The sequence below is a fragment of the Neisseria sp. P0021.S007 genome, assembly GCF_051956855.1.
In genome coordinates, this window is record NZ_JBQCXA010001720.1 from 1 (window position 1) to 443 (window position 443).

The 443-nt window shown below is 54.2% G+C and carries 1 protein-coding gene and 1 pseudogene; both read right to left on the bottom strand.

Going from position 1 to position 443, the window contains the following annotated elements; genetic code table 11:
• A partial coding sequence (locus ACTHUR_RS21115; protein ID WP_440400765.1) for a lipid II flippase MurJ occupies positions 1 to 159 on the bottom strand: 159 nt, incomplete at its 3' end.
• Between the two features lie 9 nt (positions 160 to 168).
• Positions 169 to 443: pseudogene (locus ACTHUR_RS21120) on the bottom strand (lipid-A-disaccharide synthase); the annotation flags it as partial.

Below are 443 nucleotides of genomic sequence, written 5' to 3' on the forward strand. Positions count from 1 at the left end.
TCGCCGCAGCAGGTTGGGCAGTTTAAACGCGACAAAAAACGCATCCGTCGCCATGCCTGCACCAAACGCACGTGCGATAATCGTATCGCGCACAAAGCCTAAAATGCGCGACACCATCGTCAGGCTGCCAACCTGGGCCAATGCTCCCAATAAATTCATGTATTTTCCTTACGGGTCTTTCAGGCCGTCTGAAAATCCGGCTTCTTCCAATACTGCCGCCGCAGCCAAGGCCGCCGTATCTTTTTTCAACAGCAGATGCAAGGCGTGAAAATCCTGTTCCAACGCGGCCACGGCTTCAGGGCGGTCATACCAGTCTGCCACGGCCTGTGCCAGTTGTGCAGGGACGGCATCGTGTTGCAGCAGCTCGGGAACGGCGGCTTTACCCAACAGAATATTGGGCAAACCGACATGCGGCACTTTGATTTTGTTTTTCACATACGCAT